This window comes from Mycobacterium sp. THU-M104 (assembly GCF_049197365.1).
GTDB lineage: Bacteria > Actinomycetota > Actinomycetes > Mycobacteriales > Mycobacteriaceae > Mycobacterium.
In genome coordinates this window covers 1-20,327 of sequence record NZ_JBMIOP010000040.1, presented here as the reverse complement: position 1 = coordinate 20,327, position 20,327 = coordinate 1, and the positions used below count along the sequence as shown (strand labels likewise).

Here is a 20,327-nt window from a genome sequence, read left to right as displayed (position 1 = left end):
GGGGGCGTCGCACTGCAGATAGTGATCGGCGGTGGGAACAACCCAGTAGCGGTTGCGGCCGGGCTTGTTCTTCAGGTAGGTATGCCAGACATGGTTCGGCACGCGCAGGGGCGCGATGCTGTCGTGCAGGCCCCACACCAGCGTGGCGTTGACGCGACTGGTGGAAAGCGCTTCGAGCCAACTGGTTTCGTCGGCGGCGCGCTCGTGCAGATACTTGATGGTGTCGGGCAGCACCCCAATCCCGTCGTTGTGAGCGAAACACTTTGCCAATGCGGCGATCTCGGGGTCTTCCAGTGTGCGCCGGGGCATGAAGGCACCCGCCCCCATGCCCGTCGCCAGCATCTCCGGGGTGATCGCGGCCACGGTGTCGCGCGCGGTCGCCGGGTCGAGCAACGCGGTCTGGAACGAGGTCAGGTTGGACAGCGGGAGGTAGATGTTGGCGTTGGTGAGGAACAGGTCGACGGGGACCGCCGGCGGGTCCTGTTCTGCCAGCATGCCGAGCGCGATCATGGCGACGCTGCTGCCGCGGTCGTGGCCGAGCATGCGGTACTCGGTCAGCTGCCAGACCCGGGTGATCGTGTCGACGAGCAGGCGTGCGTCGTCGTACAACGAGTACACGTAGGGTTCGGGTGGCTTGTCGGACAGCCCGTAGCCCGGGAAGTCCAGGACGTGGATGTCGAACTCCGAGCTCAGCTCGCCCGACAAGGTGTAGTAATCGATGCTCGACGTCGGGAAGCCGTGCACGAGCACCAACGCGGGTTGGCCGGGGGTTCCGCACCGGCGGCTGAACACCGTCACCTCGGTCCCGTTGTTGGCCGCCGTGGTCGACCGCCAACGAAGCTGCGTGCTGTCCTTCTGCCACTCCGCGAAGATGTCCAAGGTGTCAGCATCGCAGAGGCGATGGTGGTTGGACAACTGCCCGTGCCCCATGCCGCGCATCTTGCCTCCTCCGACGCCGGCGTAGCCGGCACAGCATCGCCGCGCTGACATCGATGGCGATCGTGGCGTTGCCGTCACGCCGGTCTGCCAAGGCGTCTTCCTTCCGGTCCCTACGGCACGGACTCCAGCCATGCGTGGAGGCGTTCGGCCACGACGGCCCAGTTCGGCTCGAGCATCATGTCGTGGCCCATGTCGGGAAAGATCTCCGCCCGGGTCTGGTAGGCGGCCGCGGTCGCACGAACTTCCGGCTGGGTGAAACACACGTCGTCCGCGGCGCCCAGCACCAAGACCGGGGTCGAGACGAGTTGGGGCCGGGGCAGGTTCAGCCACAGCATGTCCAGGATGTGCTTTCCGACGTATTCCTCGTCAAGGCAGGCGGTGTGGCGCGCACGGGGCGGGTGAGACCGCGGTGATCTGGGCGTTGTTCCTCTGCCTGGTCGCGGCCGGAATGTATCTGACCTATGTCGGCTGGAAGCCCGAGGACCGCCCGCGTGCCCCGGGTCGTTGAGCATCCCGACGTCCGCAGGGCCGAACTGCTCGACCTGGCGGCGGGGCTGTTTTTGCGGCGCGGCTATGACAACGTCAGCCTCAACGATCTGATCGCCGCCGCCGGCATCTCCAAAGGGGATTTCTAACAATGGTTTTCGTCGAAGGAGGCGTTGATCGCGGCGCTGGCCGAACGTGGCGCGCGCTCGGCTTTCGACGCGGTCGAAAAGGTCGTCGCCGAATGCGATGGCGTCGTTGCTGCGCCCGGACAACGCCGATGGTCGCGGCGCCGCACCGAAACTATTGACCGCGCAACCTATTCTTTTCGGATGTCGTCCGCACGCCCCTCCGACACCGGCAGACGGCGTCCCGCAGGCGAACTCGGGGTGGCGGCGCTGGTGTCGATCGGCATCGGCGGCATGGTCGGTGGCGGCATCTTCTCGGTGCTCGGCCTGACGATGCAGATCGCCGACGCGGGCGCCTACCTGTCGTTCGTCGCCGGTGGGGTGATCGCGGCGCTGACCGGGCGCTCGTATGCGCTGCTGTCGGTGCGCATCCGCAGTCGCGGCGGCACCGCGTTCTTCCTGGACAAGTGCTTCGGCACCACGATCGCCGGGCCGCTCAACGTGCTGTTGTGGCTGAGCTACTTCGTGATGCTCGGGCTGTATGCGGTCGCCTTCGGCAGCTACGCGGCCGCGCTGCTGGGCGTCGATCCGGCCGGCCCCTGGCGCCGCGTGCTGGCCAGCGGGGTCGTGCTGGCCTTCGCGGCGCTGAACCTGGCCGGTGCCCGCATCGTCGGGCGCACCGAAGCTTTCCTGGTCTACGGCAAGCTGGCGATCCTGCTGCTGTTCTGCGTCGCGGGGCTGGCTTTCGTGCACGGCGAACGGGTTTCGCCCGCCCATTATCCGTCGCCGGGTGTGATCGTCTACGCCGGTGCGCTGATCTTCCTCGGGTATGAAGGTTTCGAGCTGATCGCCAACGCCGCCGAGGACGCGAAGGATCCGCGGCGCAGCCTGCCGCTAGCGTACGGGATCTCGATCGGCGTGGTGATCGCCCTTTACGTCCTGGTCGCCTTCGTCGCCGTCGGCAACCTGAACCTCGCGCAGATCGATCACGACCGCGACTACGCGCTGGCCGTCGCCGCGCGTCCGTTCCTGGGCTCGGCGGGTTTCAACCTGATCGGCATCGCGGCGGTGGTCTCCACCGCGAGCGCGATCAACGCGACCCTCTACGGCACGGGGAAATTCACGTATCTGATGGCGCGTGACGGCGAGCTGCCGGCCGCGCTGACCCGGTCCGTCTGGGATCGCCCGGCCGGGGGCCTGCTGGCGACGACCGTCGGCACCCTCGTCGTGGTCAATGCCGTGGACATCGGGGGCATCAGCCTGATGGGCTCGGCCGGGTTCCTGCTCATCTTCGCCGCGGTGAACCTCGCGGTGCTGCGCTTCCGCGTCGCCCGCTCGACCAAGGCGGTCGCGGTCGGCGGCGCCGCAGCCTGTTTGGGTGCGTTCGCCGCGATGACAGCCTACGCGGCCACCACGATGCCCCAACAGCTCTGGATCCTTGGCGGCTTCCTGCTGGGTACGCTGGTCGTCGAGGGCGTGGTGCGGCTGCGGGGACGGCGGGTCAGCCATCCACCCGCGCTATTCCCGCAGGAGTGACCGCGCTGTCGAGCGAGGTCTTTTCTGTGGCGATTGGGCCGAACGGCCCTAGCGAGGCGCGCGTGCGGCGGAGACACTGGGTTCATGGAGTCGGCCCTTCGCCGGCGACGTCGTTGTTCGCACGAGTTGGGAGGACATGATGAAGATCAGCTCGTTGATTGTGACAGTGACAACCGCGGTCTTGGCAATGGCCGGGATCGCGGCCGCACCAGCCGCCTCGGCGGCGTATCCGATCGTCGGCAAACTCGGCAGCGAGCTGACGATGACCGATACCGTCGGCCAGGTGGTTCTCGCCTGGAAAGTCGGTGATCTGCAACCGAGTTCCGACGAGACGCCGGGATACACGCCGGTCGGCAAGCTGTGGGAGGCGACCGCCACCGTCCGGGCGATTCGGGGCAGCGTCACCCCGGCCATTTCGCAGTTCAACGCCGTCGCCCCCAACGAGGCCGCCTATCGGGTGCTGTGGTTCGTCGCGAGCCCCACCAACATCAGCGGGGCCACGATTCCCGAAGGTGCAGAATCGACCGGCAAGATCCACTTCGACGTCACGGGACCCTCGCCGAACACCGTCACGATGAACAACGGGATGGAAGACCTCCTCATCTGGGGTCCTTAGGGGTGAACTCAGAGGGCTTTCACGCTCGATGGGCCGCAGGCAGTGGCCAGGTCGGGTCGGACCGCTAGGCGGTGCGCTCGGAATCGCCGCCTCGGCCGCCGTCGCTGGTGTCCAACGATGTCAGCATGCCGGCCGCGGCCCGCTGCCAGGTGAAGACTTCCGCGCGGCGGCGTGCGGAGGACCGACGGTGGAATTCGGGCCGACGGACGACGGCGCCGACCGCGTGGGCGATGGCGCGAGGGTCATTGTCGGCAAGCGCACCGCTGTCGGGGGTGACGATCTCGGTCAGCGCCGACGTGCGCGACACCACGGCCGGGGTACCGCACGCCAGCGATTCCAGCGCGGCCAGTCCGAAGGTCTCGTGCGGCCCGGGCGCGAGCATCACGTCAGCCGACGCCAGCAGCCCCGCCACGGTGTGCCGATCGTCGATGAACCCGGTGAAGTCGATCGGCAGCCGGGCGGCCTGCCGCTCGAGCCGGGCCCGTAGCGGCCCCTCGCCGACGACCAGCAGCCGGGCGTCGACGCCGGCATGGTGCAAGCTGCCGAGCGCGTCGATGCTGCGGTCGACCCGCTTCTCCACCGACAACCGGCCGCAGTGGACCAGCAGGATCTGCTGCGGCGCGGCCCAGCGCCGGCGCACCAGGAACGAGTGGCGGCGCGGATGGAACGTCTGCAGGTCCACGCCCAGCGGGACGGTGACGGTGTTCGACGCGCCGATACGGTCGAACTCCTCGCGCGCGAAGTTCGTCGTGCACACCACGGTGTCGTAGTCGGCCGCGGTGCGCCGGTTGGCGAAGTCCGCAAACTTCTGGGCGGGGCGGCGCGGGAGTATCTGTCCCACAAGGCGATCCAGGCGCTCGTGGGAGATCATCACCGTTCTGGCGCCGTATGCGCGGCCCCACCGGCCAAGCGACCGCAGCGTCAGCCGGTCGGACACCTCCAGCGCGTCGGGCTCCAGGGCCCCCAGCAAGGCTTTGACGGGGCCCGGCAACACCGCTCGATAACCGCCGGTCAGCGGAATCAACTTGGCGGGCAGAGTGATTCGGACCACGCCCGTCGGCAGCAGGTTCCGTTCGGCGGACGGACCGGGAACGATCAGGAAGACCTCGTGCCCGCTGGCGCAATACTCCGCGCCCAGTCGGTCCACCGCGGTGCGCAGGCCACCGGACCGAGGGCCGTAGAAGTTGGCAACCTGGACGACACGCATATCGTGAGGACACGCGGTGCGCGTGTGCAGTCCACGATGCCCAACCGACGATGGTCTGAACAGTCCGTGAATTCCGTGCCCGGTGCCCCGTGGGTCACAGTTCGGGTGGCCGATCGGCCCCGGGGCCTTCGGCTTGGTCGATCCGTTCGGCGATGTCGGCGCCGGAAAGCCGCGCGTCGAGGAAGGCGCCGGACGTGGGCAGGCTCAGGTGCAGTTGTGCGGCGCTGCTGACCGCGACCCGTCCGTGCTCGAGGTCGAAGTCGAGGACGTGGCCACCGCCCGTGCGCTCGGCGTCGAGGAAGTGCAGGTGGTAACCGGCGACCGAGATTCCCTGCTCGAACTCGGGGGTGCGGAAACCGACCAACGTGCCGGTCGCGTCGGTGAACACCGTCTCGGCTTGCCCCTCGGTCGCCTGCGTCAGCGGAGGATAGGGCTCCTGTTGGGCCAGCACCGTGCGGGTGTGCAGCTCACGAAACCGGCCGGTGATGCGGATCGCGTAAATCAGGTTGGCGCTGGCGATCCGGCGGTCGATGGCATCGGCCACCGCCGCCTTGCCGGTGGGTTCGGCGATGTCGAACTCGAAGTCGGCGTGGAATCGGGTGACCGCCGCGAACGGGGTGCGATCGGTCGGGTCGGCCCGGGTGGCGGTTCCGTCGGCGCGCACCCGGTAGCAGACGCCGTCCAGGACGACCATCTCGCCGTCGAGGTGGTTGAAGGTGCCCAGCCCGAAGTCGCCGTGCCGCAGGATTTCGGCGACCGTGATGTCGCCGTCGTAGACGCCGTCCAGCAGCGCACCGATCGTCGAGAACTGGTAGACCTCGGAGCCGGCCTGCTGGTGGGCGAGAAGCGTTGCAGCCCAATGGCGGAAATGCTCGTATGCACCGGAAGCGTCCATCGTGGCTACTCGAAGGGGTCCTCGTGCAGGACCGCGGCCAGCTCGGGGTTGCGGCTGTAGTCCACGGGAACGTCGATCAGCGAGACGCCCGGCTCGGCCAGCGCCCGGCGCACGGTGGCACCGAACTCCTCGAGGGTTTCCACCCGGTGGCCGCGGGCGCCGAAGGCGGCCGCGTACGAGACGATGTCGTAGTCGCCGAGCACAACCCCCGACGTGCGTCCGTATTTCAGGGCCTCCTGGAAGCCCACCATGTCGTAGGCGTTGTCGCGCAGCACGATATGGGTGAACGTCAGGCCCAGCCGCGTGGCGGTCTCGAGTTCCTGCGCGGAGAACAGGAATCCGCCGTCGCCGGAGACGGAGACGACCGGCGTGCCCGGCCGCACCAGGCAGGCGGCCATCGCCCACGGCAGGGCGACGCCCAGGGTTTGTTGGCCGTTGGAGAACAGCAGCCGCCTGGGCTCGTAGACCCGGAAGTGGCGGGCCATGTAGATGTAGACCGAGCCGATGTCGCAGGCGATGGTGGCCTCGTCGTCGTAGCCGAGTTCCTCGCGCAGCCGCAGCACGACCGCGGCCGGGTCGAGTCCCGGGCCGTCGGGGGCGCGCTCGCGCGCGGCGGCGTCGATGTCCGCCAGCGCTTTTCGCTGCCCGGCGATCTCGGCCCGGTAGGCGTCGGACAGCGTGAGGCCGGCCGGCTTGTCGGTCAGCGACTCCAGGGTGGCCGCGACGTTGCCGAGCAGCTCGCAGGCGGGCTGATAGTTGTTGTCGATGTCGGCGGGCACCGAGTCGATGTGCACGACGGTGCGCCCGACGTCGCTGTTCCACAACACGGGGTCGTATTCGACGGTGTCGTACCCGACGGCGACCAACACGTCGGCGCGGGCCAGGACCACATCGCCGGGCTGGTTGCGGAACAGGCCCACCCGGCCCAGGAAGTAGTCCTCGAGGGCGCGCGACACCACTCCGGCGGCCTGGAAGGTCTCCACCACGGGCAGTCCCGTCGTGGCGATCAGGGCGCGCAGCGCCAGGCAGCTGTCCGGATCGGCGCCGCGACTGCCGACGAGCAGCGCGGGCCGGCGTGCGGCCCGAACGAGCTCGCACGCCCTGTCGACGGCGAACGCCGGGGCCGTCGTCAGCGGCGGGATCGGCAGGCGGGCGGTGATTCCCGCGGTGGTCGGGGCGGCCAGCACGTCGGCGGGCAGCACGATCGCGGCCGCGCCGCGCGGCTCGCCGAGCGCGGCGCGGAACGCCGCGACGGTGGCCTCGGCGGCGTTGTCGGGGTCGTTGATCTCGCCGGTGAACTTGGTGACCGTTTTGAGCAACGCCGCGGCGTCCATGGATTGATGCGTGCGCTTGAGCCGGTCCCGGCGGCGCACGGCCCCACACAGCGCGACCACCGGGTCCTGCTCGGTGTTGGCGGTGAGCAGCCCGGTGGCCAGGTTGGCCGTGCCGGGACCGGATGTCACCAGGACGACGCCGGGCACGCCGGTGAGCCGGCCGACCGCCCCGGCCATGAACGCCGCGTTCTGTTCGTGGCGGCACACCACCAGCTGCGGGCCGCAGTCGACCAGGGCGTCATAGACGGCGTCGATCTTCGCGCCGGGCACGCCGAAGACGTACTCGACGCCCTGGGCCGAGAGCACCTCGACGATCTTGTCAGCGCTGCGCACGGGTTTGACGGGCTTGTTGAACACCATGTAGCCAGTGTGACCGCTCGGTGGCCGCTCAGTCCCCGTCGGTGGCGTCCAGGAGTTGCACTTCCTCCAAATCCATCTCCTCCTGCAGCTCGCGCAGCACGATGTCGTCGATGAGGTTCTGGTTGCGCAGCGCGGTGATCTCGCGGCGCTTGTGTTCGAGCACCCCGAGGCGCACCCGCCGAACCAGATCGTTGCGTTCGATCAGCTCGATGGACCCCGAGCCGTCGCTTGCGGTGATGAGCGCCGCGTGTTCCTCGTATTCCTTGCGGATCCGGGCCAACAGCTCCTCGTCGACGCCGAGCTCACCGGCGACCAGCGGCAACGCCGTCAACGCGGCTCTGGTGCCACGGCTGCGGGCCAACTGCAACTCCTTCGCGAGGGAGAGGTCCTCGGGCAACCGGGCCCAGCGGACCACGGCGGGCAGCGTGCTGCCCTGCACGATGACGGTGACCAGGATCACGACGATCACCACGAAGACGAGCATGTTGCGGTCCGGGAACGGCGCGCCGCTCAGGGTGGTCATCGGCACGGCCAGGGCCGCGGCCAGCGACACCGCGCCGCGGAATCCCGCCCAGGCGGTGACGAAGCGCATCCGCCAGCCGATACGGCGGGCGCGTCGCATCTCGCGACGATCGAGCAGGCGGAAGACCGCAGCGGTGATCTCGCCCCAGAAGATCCGGGACCCGACCACGACGCCGGTGATCGCCAAAGCGATACAAGCCGCGTGCCGGATCCCGCCCTCGACCCCGGCGATGCCGCGCAGTGCGCCCGGGATCTGGACTCCGACGAACACCCACAGCGAGCCGTTGATCAGGAAGGTCGCGATGTCCCAGAACGCATACGACTGCAACCGCGACCGCGCCCGGATCACCACCGGCCCGTAGTAGGTGAGCATCAGGGCGGACACCCCTACCGCGACCACACCGCTGCAGTTCAGCGAATCGGCCAGCAGGAACGCCGCGAAAGGCGTCAGTAGGCTCAAAGCGCCTTCCTCGAGTGGTGCGTCGAGGCGGCGCCGCACCACGATCACCAATCCGCCGACCACGAGTCCGGAAACGATGCCGCCGACGTAGGAGCCGACGAACCGGACGGCCAGGTCCAGAGGACCGACCGCGGCGCCGCCGATCGCGACATGCACGGTCAGCGCGAACAGCACGAGCGCGGTCCCGTCGTTGACGATGCTCTCGGCGCGCAGCACGGTCAGCGAGCGGCGCGGCAGCCGCTTTCCCAGGCCGGCCACAGCGGCGGCGTCGGTGGGAGACAGCACAGCCCCGAGGACCGCGGCCGCGTGGGACTCCATGCCCAGCGCCCGCGCTGTCCACGACACGGCGACCGCGGTGGCGATCACCAGCGCGACGCTGAGGAACACGATCATGCGCGCGTTCTTGCGGATTTCGCGGAAGCTGGTGTTCAAGGCCTCCCAGTACAAGATCGCCGGCAGGAACAACAGCAGCACGATCTCACCGTCGATCCGTACGTCACCGAATCGGGGGATCAGGCCCAGCAAACCCCCGAGCAGGATCAGCAGCACCGGCGGGCCGACGCGGTAACGATGGCCCAGGACCGTGCCCGCGATGACAGCGGATACCAGCGCAACGATCACGACGAGCCCGAACACCCGGCCCATCCTGCCGGACATGCGAGCCTCGCGGCGCGCACCCGTCTGCATCCGGACACCGGGCGGCAATATTAGGCTGCAAGGGCCATGGGGGTACAACTGCTGCTGACGAAGATCAGGTTGATGGTGACGGTCATCGCGCTCGTCTCATCGGCATCGTTGGGCTGCTCGTTCCAGTCCAGGAACCCTTCGTCGAACAAAATCCTGCAGGTCTCGATGGACGAGGTGCTGCACAAGGACAACATCACCCAGAACGTCACGCTCGATGTCGGCAACACCCTCACGGTGAAGCTGGGCTCGAACTACTCGACGCCCTACCGATGGGAGGCGGACGCGCGAATCGGCGATTCCTCGATCGTCCGGCAATCTGGCCACCGGTATGTGCAACCGACCACCGAGCGGATGGGAGCGCCGGGCACCGAAGTGTGGACGTTCGACGCGCTGAGACGCGGAACGACGACGGTCACCACGTACTACTCCAGCTTCGTGGGTAAGGACAGCAAACCGGCGTGCACCTACGCCGCGATCGTGACCGTGCAGTGAGACCGGCGCGGTGCCCCGAGCGATCCTTACGCGGCAGAAACCTGGCGCCGCTTGGCGTAGACCTCAGCGAGGAACTGCTCGACGGCGACCGCCGCGTGCGCCGCACGCGCCGAGCCGAAGACGTCGAAGGCGTGCTGCGTGTAAGGCAGTTCGGCGTACACGACGGGCTGTTGGCTGACCGGCCGCAGCGCACCGACGAAGGCACGCGCCTGGGCGACGGGAACCAGCGAGTCGTTGCGCCCGTGCAGGACGAAGAAGGGGGGCGCGTCGGCGGACACGTGGTTGATCGGTGACGCCGTGCGGTAGATCTCCAGGTTTGTCGAGGGGCGTTGCTTCATCACCGACTTCACGAGAAGCCCCGGCATCATGGGGTGCATCGCGTCGTTGAACCGGGTGAAGTCGTAGACGCCGTAGAACGGCACCGCGGCCTGCACCCCGGTGTCGGCGTCTTCGAATCCCGGCTGGAACTGCGGGTCGTTGGGTGTCAGTGCCGCCAGCGCGCAGAGGTGCCCTCCGGCCGAGCCGCCGGTGATGGCCACGAAGTCGGGATCGCCGCCGTATGCGGCGATGTGCGCCTTGACCCAGGCCAGGGCTCGCTTGACGTCGACGATGTGGGCGGGCCAGGTGTTGCGTGGGCTGTGCCGGTAGTTGATCGCCACGCAGATCCAGCCCAGCTCGGCCAGGTGGCTCATCAACGGGTGGGCTTGTCCGCGTTTGTTTCCCACCGTCCACGCCCCGCCGGGAATCTGGAACAGCACCGGCGCCTTGCCGGCCGGGTCGAGGTCCGGGCGCCGCCAGATGTCGAGGCGGTTGGCGCTGCCGTATTCGCCGTAGCTGATGTCGGAGTCGTGGGCATAGTCGCGGTAGATGCGCATCATGCGCAGCACTCCGGGCGCCTTGGCGGTGCCGCTGCCGGCCGGCCGGCGCCACAGGTCCGCCGACTCGGTGAGACGGGCCGGCCCCAGCCCGCTGTCCAGCGCCGCGGCCAGCGGAACATTCGCCCGGTGGCCGGCGCGGCTGAAGTTGACCAGGCCCAGCGCCGAGATTCCCGCCACCAGCCAGGCGGCCGCGCGCACCGGCCGGTCCAGGCGGCGGGCGGTGGCCGCGAGCCCGCCGAGCTGACTGATCAGCGTCTGCAGCGGCAGCTCGGTGACCACCATGCCGAAGATGAACGAGAACAGCGACAGGTAGCCGCGGCGAGCCAGTGGGCGGTAGGCGTTGAGAGTGGAAACCGCGGTCACCGCCGTCACCACCAACGACCCGATTTGCCTGAGGGCATGGACGACTCGAGCTTCCGGCATGTCGTCACCCTACGAGGCGGCACGCACCCGGCTGCCACCCAGCCCGGCAGTTCGGCGGCGTGGCACGTGCACGCGCCGGGCTCGCACCGGCACTGCGGCCCCGCGGAATTTCGTCATGCCAGCACGTTCTTGGGCATCACGGTGGGTTTGACGCCGTAGCGCGGACCGCTGAAGCCCAGCGACTTCCCGGCCGCGGTCATCGCCGGCATCCCGGCCGGCACCGCTGTCACCTCGTCGTCGGGCGCGACGGCCCAGCCCGAACCGTCCGGCGCCGCGGCCGGCGCCGCGGGCGGGGCGGCCGCCGACCAACTGGCCGGCACCGACAACTGGCCCACGGTGGACGCTTGGGCGACCCCTGCCAGCACCGGGGTTCCGGTCACTGCGCCCGCGGCGGCCGGCTCCGTCGCGTCCACCAGCGCGGTTCCGCCCACACCGCCTGCCAGAGCCCCGGCGCCCGCCGAACCGGCGGCGGCCCCCGAGGCCGCGTTGACGGTGTGTCCCAGCAACACCGAGATCGGTATGGTTTCCATGGTGAACCACGCTGAGGTGTCGACGGCGCCGTCGATGGCGTTCGCCACGAACGGGATACTCAGGAAGCTGTCGAGTGAGCCGGCCTGGGCGGGCGCCGCCAGAGCGGCCACCGCGTGGGGCGCGGCCGAGATCAACTGCGTCAGGCCGGCCTGCATGGGAGTCGACGCGGCTGCCTGGGTGACCGCGGCGGCCTGACCGGCCAGCCCGGCCGGGTTGGCGATCGGTGTGGGTGAGGTCAGCGGGTTAAGCACCCCGGCGCGCGCCGAGGACGCGGCGTAGCCGTACATGGCGGCGGCGTCCTGGGCCCACATCTCGCCGTAGTGGGCTTCGGTCGCCATGATGGCCGCCGTGTTGAGGCCCAGGACGTTGGTCGCCACCAGCGCCGCCAGTTGGGCCCTGTTCGCCGCGATCTCCGGCGGAGGAACGATCATCGCGAACGCGGTCTCGAAGGCAGCCGCCGATGCCGCGGCCTGCGTGGCCGCGTGCTCGGCGTGCGCGGCGGTCGTGTTGAGCCACCCAAGGTAGGGCTGGACTGCGCTGGCTGCCGATGCGGCTGCCGGACCCGTCCACTGCTCGCCGGTGAGCTCCGCCATCACCGACTCGTAGCCGGTCGCGGTGGTGCTCAACTCCGCGGCCAGGGCGTTCCACGCCGACGCGGCCGCCATCATCGGCGCGGCGCCCGCACCGGCGTACATGCGTGCGGAGTTGACTTCGGGGGGCACTGCGCCGAAATCCATCATGACAGGCTCCTAGTCGCTCGATTCCAGGTGTGATGTCGTGGTTGTCAGACGCCCGCGGGGCGCCCCATCACGGTGGGCTTGACGCCGTAGCGCGGGGCGCCGAGTCCGCCGCCCCTGCCGGCCGCGGCGGCCGACGGCACTCCGGCGGGCACGGTGGTCACCGAGGTGCCGTGGGTGGGCGGGGGAGTCCAGCCGGCCAACGTCGCGGCGCCGGGGCTGCCCGCCGGTGCCGCCGGTCCCCCGGTCCAGGAGGGCGGCACCGAGAGACGGCCGACCGAGGCCGCCTGCCCCAGACCCGCGGCGATCGGAACCCCACCAGAACCCGTCGGGTACGGGTAGGTCGATCCGGCCAACCCGACCTGCGCGCCGGGCACGGTTCCCAGACCGCTTTCCTCTGACGTCAGCAGGCCACCACCGGCCAGCCCGAGCAGGTCCGATGCGGCGGAGGAGTAGTTTCCGGCACCGACGTTGATGATGTTGGCCAGACCGCCGGACAGCCCCGACGGTATGAGCCCGGCGCTGGTCGTATTGGTGGTACCCGTCAGCGCCGACAGCGGTGAGGAGGCCGCGATCGAGTTGGCCGACTCGGTCATCGCATACGACCCGGCGCTGGTCCCCAACGTCTTCACGAACAGCTCGTGGATCGCCGCGGCCTGGGCGCTGACGGACTGGTACAGGTTGCCGTAGGCCGCGAAAACCGCCGCCTGCAGAGCCGAGACCTCGTCGGCGCCTGCGGGCGCAACGCCAGTGGTCGGGAGCGCGGCGGCCGTGCTTTGATCGGACAGCGCAGAACCGAGGGTCTGGAGTTTGCCCGCTGCATAGGTCAGCGCTTCGGGGTAGGTGGTCACGAAGGACATCGATGTCTCCTTTTGGCTCTCGCCAGAATTGGGTGCATGTCGTGACTTGAGCGACGGCCGGCTGCCGCCAGGTTCATTTGTAGTCGCCGTGACGTGCGCAGACAGCGAATCGACACACCGCCGGAAGGCAAAGGACGGATGATCGAGGAGATCGGCCTCAAGCCAGCCGGCTCCGCCGAACGTGAACCCATGGCGAGAAATCGACCAAAATCTCGCCGTGAGAACACGTTCGGCGCGAGGCCGCCGCGCCGTCGTCGCGGTGGCGGTACTCAGAAGGCGGCGTTGAGCGCGAGAAGACCGAGCGAGCCTAAGATTGCCGCCGACGGCAAGGTGATGACCCACGCCAGGGCGATCGGCTTCATCAGGCCCCAGTTGGTGGACCTATTCACCATGCCGACGCCGAGGACGGCGCCGATGAGAATGTGAGTGCCGGAAACCGGCAGACCCAGAACGGTCGCGCCCATGACGACACCGGCCGCGGACAGTTCGGCGGTGAATCCCGATGCCGGGTGCATCTCGGTGAGGTTGTGTCCCACGGTGGCGATCACCCGGCGGCCGATGAACCACAGCCCCGCGATCACGGCGACGCCGAACGTCGGCATCGCCGCAGCGGATACCGCCGCGCTGCCTTCGATGCTGTCGGTGCGCAGGACATTGGCGATGTCATTGCCTCCGACGTTGAAGGCCATGAACATCCCGACGACGGTGGCCAGCACCAGGATGATCTTGTTCCCGGTAGCCGACGTAATCGAACGCCCACCACGAGAACATCAGGAATGCGCCCGCCGGCAGCATGCCGAACCACAGGTGCCAGTTTCGGTCCGGTCCGAGAAAGCCGGCCGATTGTGGCGTCGTCGACCGCGAGAGGCGGCAGCGTAGTGGACGGCGGCCAGCGAGAGGTGAACGTGCGTTGAACAGCAGCGCCGAAATGCAAGAAGCCGGCCTCTGACGACGCTGTCAGAGGCCGGCGTGGTGCTGGTCCTAAGTCGCTTCTGCGCGGCTTTCCAGATTCTTGACCGGCGCGGGGTCGTTTTCGGTCAATCCAACCTTCGCCGCGCCGCCGGGTGAGCCCAGCTCGGCGAAGAAGTCGGCGTTGATCTGGGCGTACTCGCTGTACTCGCCGGGCAGATCATCCTCGTAGTAGATGGACTCGACCGGGCAGACCGGTTCGCAGGCACCGCAGTCGACGCACTCGTCGGGGTGGATGTAGAGCATCCGGGCGCCCTCGTAGATGCAGTCGACGGGGCACTCCTCGATGCATGCCTTGTCTTTGATGTCGACACAGGGTTCCGCGATCACGTATGTCACAGTGGTTTTCCTTCCTTGATTGCGCTCGGCGATCAGCCGTGTGCGATTCGCAGCAGCTCGGACAGGTTGGCCAGTTTGGCGCGGGGGCGACCGTGGGCCTCACCGGCCTCGCGCTCGAAACGGTCGATGCGCTGCCAGCGCTCGGCGGTGACCAGCTGAGGCTGACGCGAGGCCAGCCACTCGGCGAGCTCGCCGGCGTAGTCCCCGCCGTGCCCGGCCTGCCCGGATTGGCGAGCCGCTTCCAGGTCGGCGAGCAGCGTGTCGACGGTCTCCTGAGAGCACTTCTTGTTGGTGCCGATCACGCCGGACGGTCCGCGTTTGATCCAGCCGGCCACGTACTCGTTGCGGCTGCCCTCAATCCGGCCGTTGGTGTGGGGGATCGTGCCGGACCTGTCGTCGAAGGGCACCCCCGGGATGGCCACACCGCGGTAGCCGACCGAGCGCACCACGAGTTGCGTGGGCAGCTCTTCGCGTGCCCCGGTGTCTTTGGCCACGATCCGGCCGTTGGCGTCGGTGACCAGCTCGTTGCGGCCCAGCACGATGCTTTCGACTTTGTCGGTTCCCTTGATCTCGATGGGAGAGGTGAAGAACCGCAACACGATTCGTCGGTTGTCAGGATTGGCGGTGCGACCGGCGTACTCGCGGAGGATTTTGATGTTGTTCTTGGTGATCTTGCCTGCCGCGGCGGCGTCCTCGTCGCTGATGTTCTCCAGGTCGGCGGGGTCGACCACCACGTCGACGCCCTCGAGCTCGCCGAGCTCGCGCAGCTCCACCGTGGTGAACGCGGCCTCCAGGGGGCCGCGGCGACCTACCAGCATCACCTCGCTGACGCCGCGGGTCCGCAACGACTCCAGGGCGTGATCGGCGATGTCGGTGACGGCGAGCACGTCGGGCTCGGTCACCAGCATGCGGGCGACGTCGACGGCCACGTTGCCGTTGCCCACCACAACCGCGCGGGCTCCCGACAGGTTGGGCGCCATCGCCTCGAAGTACGGGTGCGCGTTGTACCAGCCGACGAAGTCCGTCGCGGCCACGCTGCCGGGGAGGTCTTCGCCGGGGATCCCCAGCGCGCGGTCCGACTGGGCGCCGACAGCGTAGATCACCGCGTCGTAGCGCTCCGCGAGCTCGCCGGCCTGCACCTGCTCGCCCACCCGTATGTTGCCGAAGAAGCGGAAACGGGGGTCCTCGGCGGTTTTCTCGAACTGCGCGCTGACGGATTTGATCTTGGGGTGGTCGGGGGCGACACCGGACCGTACCAACCCCCAGGGGGTGGGCAGCATTTCCAGCATGTCGATGGCGACGTCGAAGTCTTCGGAGTTGTCTGCGGCCTTCAGCAGCGACGCCGCCGCGAAGAATCCTGACGGCCCGGAACCCACGATCGCGACGTGGTAAGGACGTCCCCGGTCCAGTGTCGGTGTCTGTACCTCATTGGTTGCACGGGTCATGGTTCTCATGGTCGTCGTCGCGACAGGCCGCGAGTAGAGGTTTCGACGTTGTGGTGTCACAAGCTATCGTTGTGCCAACGATGCCGCTCAGCCCCCGCATGCCCGATCTGGCCTCTTTCGAGGTGTTTTTGGCGATCGCAGAAACGGGCAGCCTGGGCCGCGCCGCGCGCGAGCTCGGATTGACCCAGCAGGCCGTGTCGAGGCGGCTGGCGTCGATGGAGGCCCAGGTCGGGGTCACGCTGGCCGTCCGGACCACCCGGGGCTCACAGCTGACGCCGACCGGTGTGCTCGTCGCCGAATGGGCGACCCGCCTGCTCGAGGTCGCCGGTGAAGTCGACGCGGGTATGAGCTCGCTGCGCAAGGAGGGCCGCGAGAAGATCCGGGTGGTGGCCAGCCAGACGATCTCGGAGCAGCTGATGCCGCACTGGCTGGTTTCCCTGCAGGCAGCGGCGGCCCGCCGCGGCGACGCGGTACCGCAGGTGATCCTGACCGCCACCAACAGCGAGCACGCGATCGCCTCGGTGCGCGACGGCGGCGCCGACCTCGGCTTCGTCGAGAACCCCGGCCCACCCAAAGGGCTGGGCAGCGCCGTGGTGGGCCACGATGAGCTGGTGATCGTGGTACCGCCGACCCACAAGTGGGCCCGGCGCTCGGGGGCCGTCACCGCCCGGGAACTCGCGGAGACGCCATTGGTCGCACGCGAACCTCACTCGGGTATCCGCGACTCGTTGACCGCGGCGTTGTGTCGCGCGCTGGGCGAGGACATGGCGCAGGTGCCGCCCGTCTTGGAGTTGACCTCGGCCGCGGCCATGCGCGCGGCGGTGCTGGCCGGCGCGGGACCGGCGGCGATGAGCAAGCTCGCGGTCGCCGACGACCTGGCGATCGGGCGGCTGCGCGCCGCCCATATTCCCGAGCTGGACCTGCGGCGCCAATTCCGGGCCATCTGGGTGGGCGGGCGCACCCCGCCGGCGGGAGCGATACGCGACCTACTCAGCCATATCACGTCGGTCGGGCCGAGACAGTGAGGGGCAGCGGACGTCAGGCCGCGGTGTCCTCGGCCAGCGCCTGTTCGTAGCGGTCCAACAAGATCTCGGCGACCAGCGGGTGGTCGCCCAGCGGCGCGGCCATCGGGATGCCGTTCTCGCAGGCGTAGGTCGACACGCGGTCGGTGATCAGGCCCGGCGCCAGGAACCACGGCGCCATGACGACCCGGCGAGCCCCTCGGCGCCGCACCTGACGGATCGCCTGGGTGACCGACTGATCGGGCCGGGTCGCGAAGGCGATCGTCGCCTCAGCCCAACGGGTGCCGGCGGCCAGCATGGCAGGCACCTGCGCGGTGCGCGCGTTGACCGCCGTGTGCGACGAGCCGATCGCGACCACCACCACGCCGAGTTCGTCGTCGTCCGGGGACACCCCCAACTCGCCGAGTCGCTCGTGCAGGACTGACATCAGTCGAGCGTCTTCACCGAGCACGTCGGCTTGGCGCACGCCCAGCGCGCCGGTCTCCGCGATCTGTTTGGGAATGTCCAGCCGCGCGTGGTACGCGCTGGCCAGCAGGAACGGGCTGATCACTGCGGGGTGGTTGTCCGGCAGGCCGGCCAGCACGTCGGCGAAGTTCGGCGCGTTGAGCTCCAGGAACCCCAGCCGCACGTCCAGTCCTCGCCGCATCCTCCTCAGCCGCTCGGCCACGGCGTGCGCATTGGCGGCCGACCGCGGGTCGCGGCTGCCGTGCGCGGTGAGGATCAGCGTGCTCACGAGCTATGCAGCCCGCATTCGATCTTGCCCTGGCCCTGCCAGCGTCCGCTGCGCGGGTCGGCGCCCTCGACCGGCTTGGCGGTGCAGGGGGCGCAGCCGATCGACGGGTAACCCTCGTCGATGAGCGGGTTGACCAGCACACCGTACTTGTCGATGTAGTTGTGCATGTCCTCGTCGGTCCAGGCGGCCAGCGGGTTGACCTTCACCAGCCCGAACGCCTCGTCGAAGCTGACGAAAGGGGCGTTGGCCCGGGTCGGGGCCTCCACCCGGCGGATCCCGGTGACCCACGCGGAGTAGCCGTTCAACGCCTTGCGCAGCGGAACGACTTTGCGCAACCGGCAGCACTCGTTGGGGTCGCGGGAGAACAGGTCCTTGCCCAGCAGCTCGTCCTGCTCGGCCACGGTGTGCTCCGGGGTGACGTTGAGGATGTGCACGTCATAGACGGATTCCACCGCGTCGCGGGTGCCGAGCGTCTCGGCGAAGTGGTAGCCCGTGTCCAGGAACAGGATCGGCACACCGGCGCGCACCTGGGCGGCCAGGTGCACCAGCACCGCGTCCTGCATGTTGGAGGCGACGATGTAGCGGCTGGTCGTCCAGTCGGGGGGACCCGCGACTGGACCGAAGTGCGCGTCGGTCCAGCGCAACATGTCCTCGGCGCTGGCGCCTTCGAGCTCGGCCGCGCCGCGCTCCGCCAGCTCACGCAACTGCTCCTCGGTGAAGTTGTTCACCACTTCGGTCATTTCACTGTGTCCTTAGGTCGTAACGGCCTGAGTAGTTGTCGGCGTGCTATCGAAGGTCGGCTTCCTCGGCGCGCACGGCCCAGCTGGCGAAGCGCTCGCCGTCCTCACGCTGATCCAGGAACTTGCGGGTCACCCGGTCGATGTAGTCGCCGAGTTCGGCGCTGGTGACCTTGTGTTGGCGCAGTTTGCGCCCGAAGTTGCTCTCCATGCCGAGGCCGCCACCGAGGTGGACCTGGAAGCCCTCGACGGAGGTGCCGTCGCCGTTGTCGATCCACTGGCCCTTGAACCCGATGTCGGCGACCTGGATGCGCGCGCAGGAGTTCGGGCAGCCGTTGATGTGGACGGTGATCGGCACGTCGAGTTTGTCGTTGACGTCGGCCAGGCGCTCTTCCAGCTCGGGCACCAGCGACAGCGCCCGCACACGGGTCTCGGCGAACGAGAGCTTGCAGAACTCGATGCCGGTGCAGCCCATCGTCCTCTTGCGCCAGTTCGAGGGGTTCGACGGCAGGCCCAGCTTGTCCAGCTCGGCGACCATGTAGTCGACCTTGTCGTCGGGCACGTCGAGGATGATCAGCTTCTGGTAGGGGCTGAACCGGGCCCGGTCGGAGCCGACCTGCTCCATCAGGTCGGCCACCTTCTGCAGGATGGTGCCCGAGACGCGGCCGGCGATGGCGGCGACGCCGATGGCGTTGCGGCCATTTTTGATTTTCTGCACACCGACGTGGTCGATCGGCTGTTTGGCCGGCTCGGGTGCCGGGCCGTCGATCATCTTGCGCTTGAGGTATTCGGTCTCCATGACCTCGCGGAATTTCTCCACGCCCCAGTCCTTGACCAGGAACTTGAGCCGGGCCTTGGACCGCAGCCGGCGGTAGCCGTAGTCGCGGAACACCGAGGTGACGGCCTCCCAGACGTCGGGGACTTCGTCGAGCGGCACCCACACGCCGACGCGCTGCGCCATCATCGGGTTGGTGGACAGGCCGCCGCCCACCCACAGGTCCATGCCGGGGCCGTGCTCGGGGTGGTTGACACCGATGAACGCGACGTCGTGAGTCTCGTGGGAGACGTCCTGCAGGCCCGAGATCGCGGTCTTGAACTTGCGCGGCAGGTTGGCGTAGTCGGGGTTGCCCAGGAAGCGGCGGATGATCTCGTCGATGGCGGGTGACGGGTCGAGCACCTCATCGAGCGAGTCGCCGGCCAGCGGGCTGCCGTGGAAGCCGCGAGGGCAGTCACCGCAGGCCTCGGTGCTGGACAGGCCGACGGATTCCAGCCGGCGCCAGATCTCGGGGATGTCCTCGATCCGCAGCCAGTGGTACTGCAGGTTCTCCCGGTCGCCGATGTCGGCGGTGTCGCGGGCGAACTCGGTGGAGATCTGGCCCATGACCCGCAGCGTGTTGGCCGACATCGGCTTGCCATCGCCGCGCACGCGCATCATGAAGTACTTGGCCTCGAGCTTGTCGATGTTCTCGTCACCGGTCCAGCTGCCGTCGTAGCCCTGCTCGCGCTGGGTGTAGAGGCCCAGCCACTTGAAGCGGAACCGCAGATCGGACTTGTCGATGCTGTCGAAGCCTTCTTTGGCGTACTTGTTGAGGACCCGGTCGCGCGCGTTCAGCGGGCCGTCGTCGTGCTTGACCTGCTCGGCGTCGTTGAGGGGGTCGCGGCTTCCGAGCGCCCACTGGCCTTCATCTCGAGTCTTGGCGGGACGGGCTGTGGTCATGGCGTCTCCTTCTCGAACGTCGCCGGCGGCGGATTACCGGCCTGAACACCGCGCGCCGCGCAGGTGACTCATTTGGGCTGCACACCCCCGCAGCAGGCGTCTCACTCGTAGGCTAGCTCGACTTCGACAACGATGCCGGTCGGCAAGAGTTGCCCGCAGGCACAACATTGGACCTACGGGTCACGACATTCATGGTGCGCCGGTTGATCGGAGGCCAGTAGAGGTGTCGTCGTTGTGAGCCCACAAGCCGTTGTTGTGTGTGCGGCTTCACGTTGAC

General features: G+C 68.6%; 20 protein-coding genes. 5 read left to right on the top strand and 15 right to left on the bottom strand.

Annotation, left to right across the window (positions count from 1 at the left end; genetic code table 11):
- Together ACOJVU_RS04030 and ACOJVU_RS04025 are read right to left on the bottom strand one after the other, a co-directional pair.
- On the bottom strand, positions 1–879 hold an 879-nt coding region (locus tag ACOJVU_RS04030), incomplete at its 3' end, for an alpha/beta fold hydrolase (RefSeq protein ID WP_421528606.1).
- A 170-nt stretch (positions 880–1,049) separates the two neighbouring features.
- A complete protein-coding gene (locus ACOJVU_RS04025) occupies positions 1,050–1,274 on the bottom strand; it encodes an alpha/beta hydrolase (protein ID WP_421528602.1) in 225 nt (74 codons plus the stop codon).
- Between the two features lie 156 nt (positions 1,275–1,430).
- Between ACOJVU_RS04025 and ACOJVU_RS04020 the strand changes: the two genes are divergently transcribed.
- The 3 genes from ACOJVU_RS04020 to ACOJVU_RS04010 all read left to right on the top strand — a co-directional run bounded on the left by ACOJVU_RS04020 (position 1,431) and on the right by ACOJVU_RS04010 (position 3,702).
- On the top strand, positions 1,431–1,574 hold the full coding sequence (locus ACOJVU_RS04020) for a TetR/AcrR family transcriptional regulator (RefSeq protein WP_421528601.1): 144 nt from the start codon (positions 1,431–1,433) through the stop codon (positions 1,572–1,574).
- A gap of 180 nt (positions 1,575–1,754) precedes the next feature.
- Complete coding sequence (locus ACOJVU_RS04015; RefSeq protein ID WP_421528600.1) at positions 1,755–3,086, top strand: APC family permease; 1,332 nt, start codon at positions 1,755–1,757, stop codon at positions 3,084–3,086.
- 139 nt (positions 3,087–3,225) lie between these two features.
- Entirely contained in the window at positions 3,226–3,702 is a 477-nt protein-coding gene (locus ACOJVU_RS04010; RefSeq protein WP_421528599.1) for an MPT63 family protein, read from the top strand.
- Between the two features lie 64 nt (positions 3,703–3,766).
- Here ACOJVU_RS04010 and ACOJVU_RS04005 read toward each other — a convergent pair whose 3' ends face one another.
- The 4 genes from ACOJVU_RS04005 to ACOJVU_RS03990 form a co-directional block, all read right to left on the bottom strand.
- A complete protein-coding gene (locus tag ACOJVU_RS04005) occupies positions 3,767–4,909 on the bottom strand; it encodes a glycosyltransferase (protein WP_421528598.1) in 1,143 nt (380 codons plus the stop codon).
- A gap of 94 nt (positions 4,910–5,003) precedes the next feature.
- Entirely contained in the window at positions 5,004–5,804 is an 801-nt protein-coding gene (gene budA, locus ACOJVU_RS04000; protein ID WP_421528597.1) for an acetolactate decarboxylase, read from the bottom strand.
- Positions 5,805–5,809: 5 nt separating this feature from the next.
- A complete protein-coding gene (gene alsS, locus ACOJVU_RS03995; protein WP_421528596.1) occupies positions 5,810–7,498 on the bottom strand; it encodes an acetolactate synthase AlsS in 1,689 nt (562 codons plus the stop codon).
- Between the two features lie 28 nt (positions 7,499–7,526).
- Entirely contained in the window at positions 7,527–9,116 is a 1,590-nt protein-coding gene (locus ACOJVU_RS03990; RefSeq protein ID WP_421528605.1) for a Na+/H+ antiporter, read from the bottom strand.
- Between the two features lie 87 nt (positions 9,117–9,203).
- On the opposite strand from ACOJVU_RS03990, the gene ACOJVU_RS03985 reads away from it, so the two are divergent.
- Complete coding sequence (locus ACOJVU_RS03985) at positions 9,204–9,659, top strand: protease inhibitor I42 family protein (RefSeq protein ID WP_421528595.1); 456 nt, start codon at positions 9,204–9,206, stop codon at positions 9,657–9,659.
- A 26-nt stretch (positions 9,660–9,685) separates the two neighbouring features.
- Here the strand turns inward: ACOJVU_RS03985 and ACOJVU_RS03980 are convergent, their stop codons facing one another.
- The 6 genes from ACOJVU_RS03980 to ACOJVU_RS03955 all read right to left on the bottom strand — a co-directional run bounded on the left by ACOJVU_RS03980 (position 9,686) and on the right by ACOJVU_RS03955 (position 15,841).
- On the bottom strand, positions 9,686–10,960 hold the full coding sequence (locus ACOJVU_RS03980) for an alpha/beta hydrolase fold domain-containing protein (protein ID WP_421528594.1): 1,275 nt from the start codon (positions 10,958–10,960) through the stop codon (positions 9,686–9,688).
- Positions 10,961–11,073: 113 nt separating this feature from the next.
- A complete protein-coding gene (locus ACOJVU_RS03975) occupies positions 11,074–12,228 on the bottom strand; it encodes a PPE family protein (RefSeq protein WP_421528604.1) in 1,155 nt (384 codons plus the stop codon).
- 47 nt (positions 12,229–12,275) lie between these two features.
- Complete coding sequence (locus ACOJVU_RS03970) at positions 12,276–13,088, bottom strand: PPE family protein, SVP subgroup (protein ID WP_421528593.1); 813 nt, start codon at positions 13,086–13,088, stop codon at positions 12,276–12,278.
- Positions 13,089–13,357: 269 nt separating this feature from the next.
- Positions 13,358–13,837: an inorganic phosphate transporter gene (locus ACOJVU_RS03965; RefSeq protein ID WP_421528603.1), complete on the bottom strand. Its 480-nt coding sequence runs from the start codon at positions 13,835–13,837 to the stop codon at positions 13,358–13,360.
- Positions 13,838–14,069: 232 nt separating this feature from the next.
- Positions 14,070–14,396: a ferredoxin gene (gene fdxA / locus ACOJVU_RS03960; RefSeq protein WP_421528592.1), complete on the bottom strand. Its 327-nt coding sequence runs from the start codon at positions 14,394–14,396 to the stop codon at positions 14,070–14,072.
- Between the two features lie 32 nt (positions 14,397–14,428).
- A complete protein-coding gene (locus tag ACOJVU_RS03955; protein WP_421528591.1) occupies positions 14,429–15,841 on the bottom strand; it encodes an FAD-dependent oxidoreductase in 1,413 nt (470 codons plus the stop codon).
- An 80-nt stretch (positions 15,842–15,921) separates the two neighbouring features.
- Between ACOJVU_RS03955 and ACOJVU_RS03950 the strand changes: the two genes are divergently transcribed.
- On the top strand, positions 15,922–16,866 hold the full coding sequence (locus ACOJVU_RS03950) for a LysR family transcriptional regulator (RefSeq protein WP_421528590.1): 945 nt from the start codon (positions 15,922–15,924) through the stop codon (positions 16,864–16,866).
- A 13-nt stretch (positions 16,867–16,879) separates the two neighbouring features.
- Here ACOJVU_RS03950 and ACOJVU_RS03945 read toward each other — a convergent pair whose 3' ends face one another.
- Genes ACOJVU_RS03945 through ACOJVU_RS03935 form a run of 3 tightly spaced genes read right to left on the bottom strand, consistent with a single transcriptional unit; the run spans position 16,880 to position 20,050 of the window.
- Positions 16,880–17,596, bottom strand: a complete 717-nt coding sequence (locus tag ACOJVU_RS03945) for a sirohydrochlorin chelatase (protein WP_421528589.1) — start codon at positions 17,594–17,596, stop codon at positions 16,880–16,882.
- Entirely contained in the window at positions 17,593–18,336 is a 744-nt protein-coding gene (locus ACOJVU_RS03940) for a phosphoadenylyl-sulfate reductase (RefSeq protein WP_421528588.1), read from the bottom strand. The genes ACOJVU_RS03945 and ACOJVU_RS03940 overlap by 4 nt, the downstream gene beginning before the upstream one ends.
- A 46-nt stretch (positions 18,337–18,382) precedes the next feature.
- Positions 18,383–20,050 (bottom strand): nitrite/sulfite reductase, encoded by a 1,668-nt coding sequence (locus ACOJVU_RS03935; RefSeq protein ID WP_421528587.1) that lies wholly within the window; start codon positions 20,048–20,050, stop codon positions 18,383–18,385.
- Positions 20,051–20,327 lie beyond the last annotated feature (277 nt).